Here is a 14,749-nt window from a genome sequence, read left to right as displayed (position 1 = left end):
GACGACCCCGCGCACCCACATCCACTACACCGTCAAGGCGGAGAGCATTCCCCGGCGTCCCTGCGGCACAGCCCGACGGGAATGATCAACTCAGGGGCTCCGCGCGGTGGCGGGCCTCACCGGACGCGGACCGGGCCCCGGGGCCTCACCGTTCAGATCCGGCACAAGGCCCGCACCTCGGCGCCCGGCGACCGCCTCGCGCTGTGCACGGTCGGCCCGACTCCTGGAGCGGCATGGGAACCTGCCGCGTGCTGTGAGAACGGGTATCCGCGAACGGGCGGACAGCGGCGGGCAAAAGGGAGGGGCTGCGGCTGGAGGCCGATGGGTCACCCCGCGAGGGCGTGTGAGAGAAGAGTCTCCGCTGCCGTCCGTGCGTGCCGACCGTAGTCCGCTTCGCCCAGCACCATGGCCCGGCTGGCTGCCCCGTCCGCGAGGGTGACAAGCTGTTCGGCGAGTACGGTCGGCTCACGGCACCCCAGCTCCGTCACCAGTGCGGTGACGAGCCCCACCATCCGCAGTTTCTGCTCGCGGGCGTAGGAGTGGACCGTGCTGTCCGGGTCGGGAAACTCCGCCGCGGCATCGATGAACGGGCACCCGCGCACCGGTACCGCGTCCGGCGCGGGCTGGTCGAACAGCCCAAGGATCCGCTCCCGCGGTGGGATGTCCTCGCGGGTCAACACGTTCTCCAGGGTCGCCCCGGACGAGGCGAGGTCCTGGAGGTGGGCGATCACCAGGTCGCTCTTGGTCCGGAAATGCGCGTAGAGCGTCCGCTTGGACACCGGTGCCGCCTCCGCGACCTGCTCCATGCCAGTCGCGTTGATCCCCTGGACCGCGAACAGTCGCGCGGCGGCGGCCAGGATGCGCTCCCGTCCGCCGCGCCCGCGCCCCCCAGAGGCCGTAGTCGTCGCACACATGCACCAAGTATACGTCTGCGTTTACCCGGGCGGGCGGGGTCTGCTACGGTCCCATCGTCCCGCGAGGTAAACGGGATCGTTTACATCTTTTGTCGAGGAGCGTTTCATGAGCCTGCTGGTACCCACCGAGCTGAGCGGCTGCGCGGAGAAGCTGATACGCGGCCGTCACGCGACCCGCGCGTTCCGTCCGGACGCCGTACCCGAGGACACGATGCGCGCGATCTTCTCGCTGGCCGGCGCCGCGCCGTCCAACTCCAACGCACAGCCGTGGCGGGTGGAGGTGGTCAGTGGCGCCGTGCGTGAGCGCCTGGCGGACGCCTTGCAGGCGGCCCACGCCGCACACCGCACCTCGGCCGACTTCCCGTACTCCGAGGGCATGTACGCACAGGTGCACCAGGCGCGCCGGGCGGCGTTCGGCGCCCAGCTGTACGGAGCGCTGGGCATCGGCCCCGACGATCGCGAGGCGCGAGCGGCCTACGACGAGCAGAGCCTGCGCTTCTACGGCGCGCCGCACGCCGCGTTCCTGTTCGTCACCGGGGACGGCGGGCCCCGGCTGGCCGCCGACGTCGGCGCCTACATGCAGACGCTGCTCCTGGCGATGACCGCGTACGGCGTGGCGAGCTGCCCGCAAGGGCTGCTGAGCTTCTACGCCGACACGGTCCGCTCCGAACTCGCAGTCACGGCAGGGCGACTTCTCGTGGGAATCTCCTTCGGCTACGCCGACGAGGCCGCGCCGGTGAACCACGTCACGACCGAGCGGGCCGCGCTCGAAGAGGTCACGACCTTCCACGGCCAGTGCTCTGACCGCATAGGTTCGCCGGGGTGAGGGTTGTGGCGGTTGGATGTGCGGTGACGTCCGTTCCGACTGCTGGAGGTGCGTTGGCTGCGTGGAAGGAGTCCCTCCACCCGGACCGCGAGGCGAAGCTGGACCGGGTCGAAGAGGTATTCACCGCTTTCCTGACCGGGCGTTAGCCTACGACGAGTTCGGCCCGCTCGGGATCCGGCCCACTGCCGGCTCGGGCTGGGCCGAACGGAAGCGCCCCGACCGGCTGCCCGCCACCTACCACCGCACCCACGGGTGCGCGATTTCCATGGCTGCACTCGGTCGGCGACGACCGCCTGTAGGGGCGCCAACCGGCGCAAGAGGGGCGCCGGGAACACGCTGGCCGCGCTCAAGTCGATCCGTGCCGCCCGCCCCGACGGCGCACCGATCTACGCAATCATGGACAACCTCTCCGCTCACAAGAGCGCCGGCATCCGCCACTGGGCGAAGAAACACAAGGTCGGGCACGCCTACCTGCGCTGGCGCAACGCCAACGCCCGCCACCGCGACGTCCTGGCCGCCGAACACAAGGAACGCGCCCGCATCCGAAGCGAGAAGGGCATCCGGTGGGGCGGACGTCCGCTCACGATGGCGGTCTGACCAGATGTTCCGGCAAATCAAACAACCAGCGCCGCGTGCAGCGCGCTGAATCCTTCACGAAGTTCCAACGTGGGCGATCGGATCGATCTCCATCTGCACATGACCTTCGGTGGGCGGCGCGCCGTCGGGCCTTGCCGTCGTTTGACATCGAGTGCGCTCCAATTCGTAGCGTCTCGGTGACGGTTCCGACGAGCCCAGGAGGCAGCATCATGACCACCGTCCCCACCCGGCACCTCGGTGAACTGGCAGTCTCCGCACAAGGCTTGGGGTGCATGGGAATGAGCCACGGCTACGGTGCCACGGACGACACGCAGTCGATCGCGACGCTGCACCACGCCCTCGACCTCGGGGTGAGCCTCCTGGACACCTCCGACTTCTACGGCTCCGGGCACAACGAGGAGCTGATCGGACGGGCCATCTCCGGGCGCCGGGACGAGGTGGTGCTGGCCACGAAGTTCGGCTTCGCCAACCGCCTGGGCGAGCCCACCCTCATCCGCGGTGACGCAGCCTACGTGCGGCAGGCGTGCGAAGCATCGCTGCGCCGTCTCGGAGTCGACCACATCGACCTCTACTACCAGCACCGGGTCGATCCGCAGGTTCCGATCGAGGAAACGGTCGGCGCCATGGCCGAGTTGGTCCAGGCGGGCAAGATCCGCCACATCGGGTTGTCCGAGGCCAGCACGCAGACCATCCGGCGGGCGCACGCCGTGCATCCGATCGCCGCACTGCAGAGCGAGTGGTCATTGTGGACCCGCGACCTGGAGGCGGAGACCGTCCCGGTCTGCCGTGAACTCGGCATCGGCATGGTCCCGTTCTCCCCGCTCGGGCGCGGCTTCCTGACCGGCCGCTACCGCTCGGTCGAGGGGATGGCGCAGAGTGACGTGCGGCGGAGCCAGCCACGTTTCGCCGACGGCAACCTCGAACGCAACCTGACGATCGTGTCCAGGCTGAACGGGCTGGCCAAGGCCAAGGGCATCACCGTCGGCCAGCTCGCCCTCGCCTGGGTGCAGCACCAGGGCGACGACGTGGTCCCGATCCCCGGCACTCGGCGGCAGCAATACCTGCAGGAGAACATCGCGGCCCTCACGGTCGAGCTGTCACCCGAAGACCTCGCCGCCATCGAGGTGGCCGCCCCGGCCGAGCAGATCGCGGGCACCCGCTACGACGCGACCAGCCTCACCTTCGTCAACCGCTGAGCCCACCACGGCACACCGCCCTGCACCGGCTCCGGCGGCTCCCGCCCCGCGAGCCGGCCCCGAGCCGCTGCGGCCCTCGGTGATCGCCCTTATGAGCCGCGGTTGGTCGAAGTGCATGCCCTGGTCCACGCAGGTGCGGCTGCCGCCGCAGGGCAGCGTGGCGTATTCGATCTCGGAGAGCGGCAAGCTGGGCGCGTTCAAGAAGCTCGTCACCACGGACCTGCCGGCGATCGTCACCGGCGACGAGGAGCATCTGGGCGAGGCGTTCACCGGCTCGTACAACCTGAACTACACGGTCAAGGGCCAGGACCCCGACGGATACCTGGTGGTCGAGTACACCCTGAAGAACAACACCAGCAACGAGTCGTTCCTGCACTACATCGGCTACTACGACTGGCTGGAGAAGACCAACCCCACGAAGAGGGCGTCTTCTCGTCCGTGGACCAGAAGATCATCTGGACCGAGCGCATTCCGGCGAAGGAGAAGTGAGTCGGTGTCCCGAGTACGTACGCCGGCGGCGACCGCGGTGCTGGCACTGCTGACCTTCCTCCCGGGCTGCTCGTCGGCGACCACCCCCGTCGAGGGCTGCATGGGGAAGCAGGCGGTCGGCGCGACCTCCGGACAACTCGCCGGCACCTACCAGGGCGAGGGCGACGCGAAGGGCGTGACGCTCACCCTGAAGGCGTCCGAGAACAAGCCGGGCAGCGGCACGGTCACCGTGCACGACTGGCGGACCGGTGACTGGTCCCGGAGCGAACTCGGCGAGACCTTCGACGGGTCCGGCACCTGGTCCGTGGTGCAGGGCGGTACCTCGGCCACCGAGTTCGCGCGCCTGTCCCTCTCCTTCACTGCGCCGGAGCGCTTCCTGGAGGGGGACACACTCGACTCCCTGTCGATCGCCCAGAGCGACGGGCGCACCTTCCTCTACGCGGACGACGACCCCGACGTCTGCCCCGCTTTCCGGCTGAGGCTCCAGGGCGGCTGAGTACGCCGTGCGCGTGGAGCCCGGGGCCCTTGTCGGCTGCCTCCCGGTCGCCGGTGGTCCCGGCCGGGGGTGCCTCTATGTTCTTCGTCAAACGTGTGGGCAGCTTCGGTCCGGGTTCGATCTTCTTCGTGGGACATGAGACTGTCTGGTCGTGCCAGAGATGAAGTGGTTGGAGGCGGCCTTGGGTGAGGCGTCGTCTCCTTCGTGGTCGCAACGTGTTCGTGCCGGGCGTGACCTTGCTTGAACGAGTTCCAGAACGTCGTAGAGGCCGCTCGAACCGTCGGACCGGTGCGAGAGGAAACGGTCCGGGCGCGGCCGAGGGGCGTTACCGACGGTTTCCGCGGAGGGCATTGCGTAGCCGGAGGGCAGTGCTACCGGGGTCGGCCTGGTCGATGACCAGGTAGTCGAAGGGCTGCCCGGTCAGGCGAAGTACCAGAGGCGCACCAGAAGCCACTGGACCTGCAAGCCAGAAGGAGTGGCCGTCATCTCCGATGAAGCCGCCGTAGCGGATGCCAGGCAGAGCCAGGCCAGCGCGTCGCCGCCGCACAGTGCACTGCTGCCAGATCTTCGGGTTTACAGATACCTCGGTGATGGAATCCAGCGGCACGGTGATCCGGCTGCGGAATGACAACAGCTTCAGCGCTTTGTGCGGTGTGACACAGAGGAGACCCACGGTGCTGTCCACATCCAGCGCGGCCTTGTCGGCGCGGCGGCCGTAACCAACGGCGGAGCCCAACAGAGCGACTACCGCCAGGAGCACAATCAACGCCGAAATCGCTTCCCCTGAGCCCTGACTCATGCTGCTCCGTCCCCTAGCGCCGCAACCGATCGACTTGGTAAAGATTTTACGTTAACGGTGTCCGCGCACCCAGCCGCCCGGTGCTGTGATGCTGTGGAGTGTATGAGTATCTGACGGGGTGTCGGGTGCGGTGGGTCCGGATCCGGATTCCGGCTGTCGTGGTCAGGCCGCGGCGGGCAGACCGGCGACGCCGGTGACCTGATCCCGGACAGCTAAGCCGACGGTCAACTACGGCGGGACCGGAAGTGCGGCGAGTTCCCGCCGAACGCGCCGGGAACCGCTGAGTTCCGCCGGCGGGGGAAAGGCCATTCATGGCGCGTTAGCCCTGCCCGAACTTGGTGTGGACGACGGGGCCGGCCCTCCACCTCGGCACTCTCTCCGCTTCACCTCCTGCTCGATCACGAGCCGGCCGTCCGGGCCGTCGATACACCACTACAGCAGGGACATGACCTCCGGATGGCGACCGTATCCTCTTCCCGCCCGTCGGCAGCCTCGGTGTCGGCGGGCTCCAGCCGCCGGTGCAGCCGGACGGTGGGGTCGTAGCGGGCCGACCGGCGGCCTGTGCCGACGTGCGGGGCGGCAGGTCATGCCGCCCCGCACGCAGTGGTGCGCCTCGTCAGGGCGCGGTGTCACTTGCCGTAGTAGGCGTTGTGGATCGAGACCTTCGAGGTGTTGCCCTGCTTGTCGGTGATCTCGGCGCGCAAGGAGATGCCCTTGCCCTTGGCGGGGTTCCTCACGGTGATCCTGTCATCCGTGACGGTTGCCCTGCTCCAGCTGCGGCCGTCGTCGTAGGAGACGCGGACGGTGAGGGACTTCAGGTTACTGCCCCCCGCCGCGCCCTGGACGCTCACCCCGACGCTCTGCGTCTTGCCGGCGGGCGCCGTACTGTCCAGGTCCAGTGCCGTATTGAAGCGCGCGGTGGACAGTGGCAGCTGCGTCTGTGCTGTCGTCTTCCCGGAGCGGAACGTCCAGCTGGTGTCGATGCGTGTGGAGGCCGTTCCGACCTCGGCGCTGCGCTGGACGGACGATGTCAGCCTGTACTCGGCGTCCTCTGCCGGTACCTCGAACTGGCCCGTTCCGTCGAGCGGGTCGGCGTTCTCGACGAGCTTGGTGCCGTTCCGGTGGAGCACCGTCCTGACCGACGAGATCATCGACGTGCCGTCGTGGCCGTGGCCGTCGGCGTAGACCGGCAGGCGGCCCACGATGGTGTTGCCGTCCCGGAAGACACCGTGGTTCCCGCTCATCAAGGGGCCGAAGACGCCTGTGTTGAAGGTCTTCCGGTACGTCTTGCCCGCCTCGAAGGTCTCCGGTGTACCGCTCCAGTAGGCCGCTTCGGTGCTGGGACGGCCGTCACTGTCCAAAGCGCCGTGCTGTTTGAAGCCGAAGGTCCACCCCACATCCGTGGACAGGTACAGCGTGCGCGTGCTGGGGAGCTTCTGTGTGACGTAGATCGCCGAGGCGACGCCCAGCCCCGGCGGATCGAACACAGCCGTGACCGCCCCCTCCTTGCCCGCCGAGGAGGCGCCCAGCCCGACCCGGACAGTGGCGAGGTCAGTGGCCTTGTAGTGCTTGGTGAAGCCCGTGGCGAGCTGCTTCACCGGCGTGGCGGCCGTTGTGTCGTACTGGGCCAACGCACCCTTGGTCCAGTGTCCGTCGAACTGCTGGAACAGTGAACCGTCGGTGATCTGCGGACCGAGGTGACGGGTGCGGAAGTTGGTGTAGCTCTCGAGCCAGGCGCCGTGGATGAGCACCTCGCCGCCTGCGCGGAGCGTATAGAGCGCCGAGGCGAGGACCGGCTCCGCCGCGGCGTCCGGCACCGTGATGTCCACCGGCTTGGTGGTCCGGGCGTCCAGGGTGATCGTCTCGTCCTTGGTGACACTCAGCTTGGGCTGGGCCAGCCAGTCCACGCCCTTGCGCGCGTCGTTCGGATCCATCACGATCTGCGAGTCAAGGAGGTAGTCGCCTTTGGGGACGCGGACCCTGACCGTGCCGGACGGGTCGTAGGGAGTGAGTTCGGTCCCCTCCGCCAGGCCGGAGTGGCCCTGCAGTCCCGTGGTGTACTCGGACGAGGGCCGCCCGTCGCGACCGATGTGCTTGACCGTCACATCGTAGGATTCGACCTCGCGGGTCACCGTCGCGGCCGTGCGCACGGACTGTCCGCCGTGTGTGGCGGTGACGTACGCCGAGTAGGTACCGTCCAGGGTTCCCTTCCTGGTGTCGGCGGTGACGGTGACGGACGCCGTGCCGCCGGCCGGAACCGTGACGGTCTGCGCGCCGAGCTGGAAGAAGCCGTCCGGTGCAGCCTGTCCCTCGGGGTCCTTCGCGGTGACGGTCAGGCCGAGCGTGATCTCCGTCCTGCCCAGGTTGCGGTACGTCAACTTCCTGGTGATCGCGGCGTCGTCGGTGTGCGGCCACTTCTGTGTGCCGAAGTTGAGAGACACCGGTTCGGCGACCACGGACTGCTTGACGGCGTTGTCGACGGAGAGCCGGCCCGCACCCTGCTCAAACGGCGTGTAACCACCACTCTTGGCCGATCCCGTCAGCGCGCCCTTCAACTCGGCGTACGTCCAGTCCGGGTGCTCCTGCTTGAGGATCGCGGCGGCGCCGGCGACGTGCGGGGTCGCCATCGACGTGCCGGAGACCGTCAGATAACCCGGAGGGTTCTCGCCGACCTCCCGTACGAGGGTGCTGCCCGGTGCCGCGGCCGCGGTGATGTCCACGCCCGGTGCGGTGACATCGGGCTTGATCGCGCCGTCACCGACGCGTGGGCCGGTGCTGGAGAAGTCCGCCAGCCTGTCATTGCCGTCGACCGCCCCGACGGTCAGCGCGGCGTCCGCTGTGCCGGGTGACGTCACGGTCTGGGGGCCGTTGTTGCCCGCCGCGACGGTGAAGAGGATGCCCTTCTGCGCGGAGAGCTTGTTGACCTCCGCCTCCAGTGGGTCGACTCCGGGGCTGTCCTGGCTGCCGAGGGAGAGGTTGACGATGTCGGCGCCCTGCTCGGCCGCCCATTCCATGCCTGCGAGGATGCCGGAGTCGTCGCCCACGCCGTCGTCGTCGAGGACCTTGCCGTTGAGCAGCTTGGCGCCCGGCGCCACGCCCCTGTGCGTGCCGCCGGACTTGGCCCCCGTGCCGGCCGCGGTGGAGGCGACATGTGTGCCGTGCCCCTGGCGGTCCCGGGCATCGGCCGACGCGGTGAAGTTCTTCTCGGCGACCACCTGGTTCTTCAGGTCAGGGTGTGTGGCGTCGACGCCCGTGTCCAGCACGGCGATCTTCACGCCCTTGCCGTCGTACCCCGCCGACCAGGCGCTCGGCGCGCCTGTCTGCGGGACGCTCTCGTCCAGGCTCGCCCTGCGCACACCGTCCAGCCAGATCTGCGAGATTCCGGAAGCGGTGGTGCGGAAGCCGCCCGCCTGCTCGCGGGTGAGTGCGTCCCACAGGTCCTTGGCATCGTTGCGGGGGACGACGACGGCGTCCGCGTCCAGCTTCTCCAGAGTCCTGCGGACCCGGGTGTCGCCTGTTGTGCGTACGTTGTCACGGGCGGCCGCGGCGGTCGCGCCCTGGTAGCCGACAATCACCTTCAGGCCCTTGTTCTGGGCCTTGCGAACGGCGGGTCGGTCGAGCTCGGTGACATCGAAGAGTCGTTGGTCGAGCCGGCCGGAGTTGATGAGCCGTGCGGCGTCGAAGGGCACCACGAGGGTGTGGCCCCGGACAGTCTGCGTCCGGACGGGTATGTGTTCACGGCCCTTCGCCCGCTCGAATCCGACAGCTCGTCCGGTGGCGTCGACAAGGACTCGGTCGCCGGTGATCAGCGTGATGCTGCGCCTGGCGATGTCCGAGGGGGGCGACCCGGCGTCCCTCGATCCTAAGAAGGCGTGCCGTGTGTTGCTTCCGCTCGCAGCAGCCGGGACCGCCACGCCTGCCGCGAGTGCCACGGCGACCGCCGTGACCACGGCGGTCGGCAATGTTCTCTTCACTTGTTTACGCAAGGCTCACCTCGATGAATGTGCAGGAACCAGTGAGTCCGTCCGCCCCGCCGGGCCTGCATGAGCAGGCTGATGTGCTGGTTCGTCGGGCTGGGAGGCGGGCGGCCGCACCGCCGAAGCGGGTCGGGAGAAGAGCGGATCGATCTTCGTGCTCAGACCCTAGAGGCGCGTCACTTCGGCGGGCACCGAACCATTGCGGTGGACACGTGCCGCCAAGCTGAAAGCGATGCCGGGGGCACCAGGTTGCCGGTCCCGCTCGACGTGCCCCGAAGAGAGCAGCCTCCGGAGCACAGGGCGCCGACGCGATCGCCAGGAATTTCCGGGCGGTACGTGGACGAGATGTCCCCGCGTCGCGGTGAGTGCCCGAGGCCCCGCACGCGCGCCACCGGACGCGGGGGTGCTGCTGTGTCGGGGAGTGCTCGGCGGTCGGCGAGCGGTGGGCTGACGGGCCCGCTTCCGCTCACCACCTTTGCGTGGGCCCGCGGAGATCGTCGGGGCTCGGATCAGAGGTGCCCAGACCGCTGTGCTAGAAAGGTGCCATGGCGGGGTTTTTCGCCAGATTGCGGCAAGTGTCGCCGCGGTCGCTGGCCGGCAAGAGGCCGCACAGTGTCGCCGCGCAGGTGTTCCTGCTGCAGGTGGGGTTGGTGGTGCTACTCGTCGTCTCCAGCGTTCTCGCCCTGGTCCTCCAGTCCCAGCGGGACGACTACGCCGAGGCCAAACGCCGGTCCGTCGCCGTCGCCCAGGCGTTTGCGCACTCGCCGGGCATCGTGCCGGCGCTGCGGAGCCCTGATCCGACGAAGGTGCTCCAGCCGCTCACCGAGGCGGGGCGCAAGGCCACGCGCGTCGACTTCATAGTGATCATGGACACCAAGGGCATCCGCTACACCCACCCCGTCCCGAGCCTGATCGGCAAGCGGTTCGTCGGCGTGATCGGACCCGCACTGGCCGGAAAGGTCTCCACCCAGACCGTCCACGGCCCCCTGGGCTCGGAGATGCAGGCAACCGTTCCGGTCGAGAACGGCGGCAAGGTGGTGGGCCTCGTCACCGCCGGGTTGAAGGTCAAGAGCGTAAACAACCAGGTCGATCGGCAGCTGTCCGTGATCCTGGCCGCGGGGGCCGGTGGGCTCGTGGTCGCAACCGGCGGAACCGCGCTGGTGGGCAGGCGGCTGCAACGGCAGACCCACAGCCTCGCCGCGGACAAACTGGCCAGTATGTACGAGCACCACGACACGGTGCTGCACTCCGTACGCGAAGGGGTGCTCCTCGTCGGCGTCGACCACCGCCTGCTGCTGGCCAACGACGAAGCCAGGCGGCTGCTGGAACTGCCCCCCGACGCCGAGGGGCGGCAGGTGTCGCAGCTGAACCTCGGCCCGAACACGGTCGAGTTGCTCGCCTCCGGGCGCGAGGCCGCTGACGAAGTGCACCTCGTCGGGGAGCGGCTGCTGGTGGTCAACCAACGTGCCACAGACCGTAAGGGAGGCCCCGAGGGCACGGTGGTGACGCTGCGTGACTCGACCGAACTGCAGGCGGCGTCCGGCAGGGCGGAGGTCGCACGGGCACGGCTCGAACTGCTCTACGACGCCGGCCTCGGCATCGGTACAAGCCTCGACGTGGTCCGCACCGCCGAGGAACTGGCGGAGGTCGCCGTCCCCCGCTTCGCCGACTTCGTCACCGTGGACCTGGCCGAGCCCGTACTGCGCGGCGAGGAACCGGCCCACGGCACACTGGCCATGCGGCGCACCGCCGTGCGCGGCATCGGGGACCACCATCCCCTGTACGGAAGGGGCACGCTGATCGACTTCGTGTCGGCCACCCCCGATGCGCGCAGTTTGCGCACCGGCCGCTCGGTGCTGATCGCCGACCTGTCGAACGACCCGGACTGGTACGCGCAGGACCCGGAACACTGCGAGGAACTGCTTTCCCACGGCATCCACTCCCTCATCGCCGCCCCGATCCAGGCCCGTGGCGTCACACTGGGCATGGCCGAGTTCTGGCGTACCAAGCAGCACACCCTCTTCGACGAGGAGGATCTGAACCTGGCGGACGAACTGGTGGCACGCGCCGCGGTCAGCATCGACAACGCCCGCCGATACACCCGCGAACACGCCCTGGCCGTCACCCTCCAGCGCAGCCTGCTGCCCCGCGCCCTGCCCGAGCAGAGCGCCCTGGAGGTCGGCCACCGCTACCTCCCCGCACAGTCGGGCGTGAGCGGGGACTGGTTCGACGTGATCCCGCTACCGGGGAGCCGAGTGGCACTGGTCGTGGGTGACGTGGTCGGCCACGGTCTGCACGCCGCCGCCACGATGGGGCGACTGCGCACAGCCGTGCACAACTTCTCCTCGCTCGACCTGCCGCCCGACGAGTTGCTGAGCCACGTGGACGACCTGGTGGGACGCATCGACCAGGAGGAGGCGAGTACGGAGCCCGCCGCCGGCGTCGTGGGCGCGACCTGCCTGTACGCGATCTACGACCCGGTGACGCGTCGCTGCACCATGGCACGCGCCGGCCATCTGTCGCCCGTGCGGGTCCAGCCGGACGGCAGCGCGGCCTTCGTCGACCTGCCCGCCGGGCCGCCACTGGGTCTCGGCGGTATGCCGTTCCAGAATGCCGAGCTGGACCTCGCGGAGGGCTCCCAACTCGTCCTCTACACGGACGGTCTCGTCGAGGACCGCACACGCGACCTGGACGTGGGCATGGAGATGCTGCGCGCCGCGCTGACGGGCCATCCCGGCCGGTCGCCGGAGCAGAGCTGCCAGGCCGTGCTGGGCGAGCTGCTGCCCGCGCGGCCCAGGGACGACGTGGCCCTGCTCATCGCCCGCACCCGGGCGGTGCCGCCCGACCGGATCGCCGACTGGGACGTGCCGGCCGACCCGGCCGCCGTAGCCGGAATGCGCGGTGTCCTGTCCACCAAGCTCGACGAGTGGAATCTGTCCGAGCTGGGCTTCGGCATGGAACTCGTGCTGAGCGAGCTCATCACCAACGCCATCCGGTACGGCTCCGAGCCGATCCACGTCCGGCTGGTCTACGACCGCACGCTGATCTGTGAGGTGTCCGACGGCAGCAGCACCTCACCGCACCTGCGGTACGCCGCGACGACCGACGAGGGAGGCCGGGGCCTGTTCCTCGTGTCACAGATGACCGAGCGCTGGGGCACCCGGTACATGGCCCGGGGAAAGGTGATCTGGGCCGAGCAGGCACTGCCGGCGCCCGGAACGTCGTGGTGAACATCCTGGTTCGTCCGGGGAAGGCAAGGTCCGTGCGAGCGATGCCGCCGGTCTTCGGCCCCGCGCCGCAACGGGCACCGGGCAGTTCAGGCACGTACTCGAACCACCCTTCGCTGTTTCGCAGCCACGCAGACCGCGGAACGGTGCTCGAACAGCGGGGGAGTCACACCACGGTGGTTCCCACCCGAACGAGCCCGGACTCATAGGCGGCGATCACCGCCTGGGCGCGATCCCGGACCGCAAGTTTGTCGAAGAGGCTCGCCACGTGCTTCTTCACGGTGAAGACGCTGATGCACAGGCCCTGGGCGATCTCCCTGTTGTCCAGGCCCGTGGGCGACGAGCCGCAGCACCTCCACTTCGCGGGGCGTCAGATCCCGCAGCGCGGAGACCATCGTGGCCGCGTTCGCCACCCTGGGTACCGCGAGTTTCGGCCAGTTCCGGGTGCTGGGCCCTGCGATCGCCGTGTCGGTGCTGGTCATGCTCGCGGCCAGTCTCACCCTCATGCCCGCCCTGCTGGCCGTCTGCGGCCGCCGCATGTTCTGGCCCTCGCGTACCTGGCGACAGGACCGGCCGTCGGCTGCGCTCGCCCGGCTCACCAGCGGTCTGGCCCGGCGCCCGGCGCTCGTCGCGGTGGCCGCAGCGGTCTGTCTGGCCGCACTGGCGGCGGGGATGCTGAGGATGCGGATGGACTACGGCCAGGAGCGAGGTCAGGCGCACACAGATTCAGCGGTGACGGCCGTCGAGATAGCCCGCTCCGTGCCCACCGGTGCCTCGGACCCACAGAGCGTGTACGTCGCCGCCGACGGCGCCGCACGCCCGCTGACCACCTCCCGTCTGGCCGAACTCAGACGAAGCCGCGGGTGGCGATGACAGCCCTGGCGAAGGGAATCGTTGCCGTGCCCGATCTCCCATCCCGCGTCAGGGGGTGTGCGGGTGTGGCGTGTGCGCCGCGCTCGGGTGGGAGCGGTCCTCGGAGACGAGGAGGAGGACGGTGGCGCGTTGGGGGCTGAGGGAGCGGACCTTGTGGGGGTTGGTGGCTTTGAAGTAGGCGCAGTCGCCGGGCTCGAGGGTGATGGTGCGGGAGGGGAAGATGAGTTCGGCTTGTCCGTCGTGGACGAAGATGAACTCCTCGCCGGGGTGGTCGCGGAAGGGGACGGAGTCTGCGTCGTGCGAGGGGTAGAGCATGAAGGGCGTCATGCTCTTGGTGCCGGCCTGGAGGGCCATGCCTTCATAGCGGGTGCCGGGTTCGTCAGCGGCGGTGAGAGGCTGGCGTTCTCCGGCCCGGGTCACGGTGACGTCGTTGAGTTCCTCGGCGTCGGCGAAGAGGTTGTCCAGGGGAACGGCGAGCGCCTTCGCGAGTGAGGCGCTGATGGCGATCGAGGGGACGCTTTGTCCGCGCTCGATCTTGGAGAGGTAACTCTTGGTGACACCGGCCCGCTCGGCGAGCACCTCCAGTGTCATGAGTCGCTCCTTGCGCAGCTGCCGTACCCGGTTGATCACTGCTACTTCCCTTCGCATTCCCGTGGACAGGGTAGGCGCGAATGGCCCTGCTGTGTCCGACGACCGACGAGCCTCAGGTGCTCTCCCGCATGCTGGACCGCTTGTGGAAAGACACTCGGTGTCTTATTTTAAACGACGTTTCCTACCGTCGAAGCCCTCGGGTGAGCGTTGCCACCATCGCCGATCCGCATCCCCGCGAGGAGGACGGTAACTTCGGCTGCTCACCGGCGACCGCATGGCGCCCCCGTGCGGCCGACGTCCAGTGCTGGACCGCATCTCGAGTGACGGGCCGGACCCGCCTCGGGGGCCGGTCCGTTCGTCCTGGTCGGCCTTCGTGAAGGCGGAACCGCTGGAACGCCGGCTTCGCGCGGTGTCCCTGTCGATCTGATCGACAGGGGGCGGGGCCACGGCCGCGAACTCGTGTCCCGGGACCAGCTGGTCACTTCTGGCGCCGGTGCGCCTGATCACCGGCGACCGCATCGACGTGGGTGCCGCGGATGAGGATCGTGGCGCCCGACGCTACGGCTGGTTCAGCAGCCGCACGTTCGGCGCCGCCACTCGCGTCGACGATCTCGGTCGCGAGTTCCGCCCGTCGTTCACCATCCTGCGGCCCAGCTCATGCCGTTCGTCCAGGGGTGCCAGGAAGTCGATGTAGGCCGTGGCGACGCCACCAAAGGGGCGGTTTCACGCGGCGCTTCAAAATCTGGCACTCCCAATGACCGCAA

10 protein-coding genes and 2 pseudogenes are annotated in these 14,749 nt (G+C 69.0%); 7 read left to right on the top strand and 5 right to left on the bottom strand.

All coding sequences use genetic code 11. The features are described 5' to 3' along the window. Nucleotides 1–326 precede the first annotated feature (326 nt). Entirely contained in the window at nucleotides 327–914 is a 588-nt protein-coding gene (locus ACH499_RS13610; RefSeq protein WP_399015581.1) for a TetR/AcrR family transcriptional regulator, read from the bottom strand. Nucleotides 915–1,020: 106 nt separating this feature from the next. Here ACH499_RS13610 and ACH499_RS13605 point away from each other — a divergent pair, with 106 nt between their 5' ends. The 4 genes and pseudogenes from ACH499_RS13605 to ACH499_RS13590 all read left to right on the top strand — a co-directional run bounded on the left by ACH499_RS13605 (nucleotide 1,021) and on the right by ACH499_RS13590 (nucleotide 4,518). Continuing rightward, nucleotides 1,021–1,740 (top strand): nitroreductase, encoded by a 720-nt coding sequence (locus ACH499_RS13605; protein ID WP_399015579.1) that lies wholly within the window; start codon nucleotides 1,021–1,023, stop codon nucleotides 1,738–1,740. A 62-nt stretch (nucleotides 1,741–1,802) separates the two neighbouring features. Further along, nucleotides 1,803–2,337: pseudogene (locus tag ACH499_RS13600) on the top strand (IS630 family transposase); the annotation flags it as partial. 209 nt (nucleotides 2,338–2,546) lie between these two features. Continuing rightward, on the top strand, nucleotides 2,547–3,533 hold the full coding sequence (locus tag ACH499_RS13595) for an aldo/keto reductase (protein ID WP_399015577.1): 987 nt from the start codon (nucleotides 2,547–2,549) through the stop codon (nucleotides 3,531–3,533). 115 nt (nucleotides 3,534–3,648) lie between these two features. Then, nucleotides 3,649–4,518 (top strand): hypothetical protein, encoded by an 870-nt coding sequence (locus ACH499_RS13590; protein WP_399015575.1) that lies wholly within the window; start codon nucleotides 3,649–3,651, stop codon nucleotides 4,516–4,518. Between the two features lie 325 nt (nucleotides 4,519–4,843). Here ACH499_RS13590 and ACH499_RS13585 read toward each other — a convergent pair whose 3' ends face one another. Together ACH499_RS13585 and ACH499_RS13580 are read right to left on the bottom strand one after the other, a co-directional pair. Continuing rightward, on the bottom strand, nucleotides 4,844–5,317 hold the full coding sequence (locus ACH499_RS13585) for a hypothetical protein (RefSeq protein WP_399015573.1): 474 nt from the start codon (nucleotides 5,315–5,317) through the stop codon (nucleotides 4,844–4,846). A gap of 629 nt (nucleotides 5,318–5,946) precedes the next feature. Then, complete coding sequence (locus ACH499_RS13580) at nucleotides 5,947–9,291, bottom strand: S8 family peptidase (RefSeq protein ID WP_399015571.1); 3,345 nt, start codon at nucleotides 9,289–9,291, stop codon at nucleotides 5,947–5,949. A 548-nt stretch (nucleotides 9,292–9,839) separates the two neighbouring features. Here ACH499_RS13580 and ACH499_RS13575 point away from each other — a divergent pair. Beyond that, nucleotides 9,840–12,524, top strand: a complete 2,685-nt coding sequence (locus ACH499_RS13575) for a SpoIIE family protein phosphatase (protein WP_399015569.1) — start codon at nucleotides 9,840–9,842, stop codon at nucleotides 12,522–12,524. A 163-nt stretch (nucleotides 12,525–12,687) separates the two neighbouring features. Here ACH499_RS13575 and ACH499_RS13570 read toward each other — a convergent pair. Next, nucleotides 12,688–12,898 (bottom strand): annotated as a pseudogene (locus tag ACH499_RS13570) (response regulator transcription factor); the annotation flags it as partial. A 19-nt stretch (nucleotides 12,899–12,917) separates the two neighbouring features. On the opposite strand from ACH499_RS13570, the gene ACH499_RS13565 reads away from it, so the two are divergent. Beyond that, a complete protein-coding gene (locus ACH499_RS13565; RefSeq protein WP_399015567.1) occupies nucleotides 12,918–13,394 on the top strand; it encodes an MMPL family transporter in 477 nt (158 codons plus the stop codon). Nucleotides 13,395–13,442: 48 nt separating this feature from the next. Here ACH499_RS13565 and ACH499_RS13560 read toward each other — a convergent pair whose 3' ends face one another. Further along, nucleotides 13,443–14,042 carry a helix-turn-helix domain-containing protein gene (locus tag ACH499_RS13560; RefSeq protein WP_399015565.1) on the bottom strand — a complete coding sequence of 200 codons (600 nt, stop codon included), beginning with the start codon at nucleotides 14,040–14,042 and terminating at the stop codon, nucleotides 13,443–13,445. A 436-nt stretch (nucleotides 14,043–14,478) separates the two neighbouring features. Between ACH499_RS13560 and ACH499_RS13555 the strand changes: the two genes are divergently transcribed. Continuing rightward, entirely contained in the window at nucleotides 14,479–14,679 is a 201-nt protein-coding gene (locus ACH499_RS13555; protein ID WP_399015563.1) for a hypothetical protein, read from the top strand. Nucleotides 14,680–14,749: the final 70 nt, after the last annotated feature.

Origin of the sequence: Streptomyces sp. NPDC018947, from assembly GCF_044390505.1 — a bacterium.
Taxonomy (GTDB): Bacteria; Actinomycetota; Actinomycetes; order Streptomycetales; family Streptomycetaceae; genus Streptomyces.
The sequence above is the reverse complement of the archived record's forward strand: the minus strand, read 5'-3'. Positions and strand labels throughout refer to the sequence as shown.

Coding starts and splice junctions, on each gene's coding strand:
- ACH499_RS13610 (WP_399015581.1), bottom strand. CDS start 914: ATGTGTGCGACGACTACGGCCTCTGGGGGGCGCGGGCGCGGCGGACGG.
- ACH499_RS13605 (WP_399015579.1), top strand. CDS start 1,021: ATGAGCCTGCTGGTACCCACCGAGCTGAGCGGCTGCGCGGAGAAGCTG.
- ACH499_RS13595 (WP_399015577.1), top strand. CDS start 2,547: ATGACCACCGTCCCCACCCGGCACCTCGGTGAACTGGCAGTCTCCGCA.
- ACH499_RS13590 (WP_399015575.1), top strand. CDS start 3,649: ATGCCCTGGTCCACGCAGGTGCGGCTGCCGCCGCAGGGCAGCGTGGCG.
- ACH499_RS13585 (WP_399015573.1), bottom strand. CDS start 5,317: ATGAGTCAGGGCTCAGGGGAAGCGATTTCGGCGTTGATTGTGCTCCTG.
- ACH499_RS13575 (WP_399015569.1), top strand. CDS start 9,840: ATGGCGGGGTTTTTCGCCAGATTGCGGCAAGTGTCGCCGCGGTCGCTG.
- ACH499_RS13560 (WP_399015565.1), bottom strand. CDS start 14,042: ATGCGAAGGGAAGTAGCAGTGATCAACCGGGTACGGCAGCTGCGCAAG.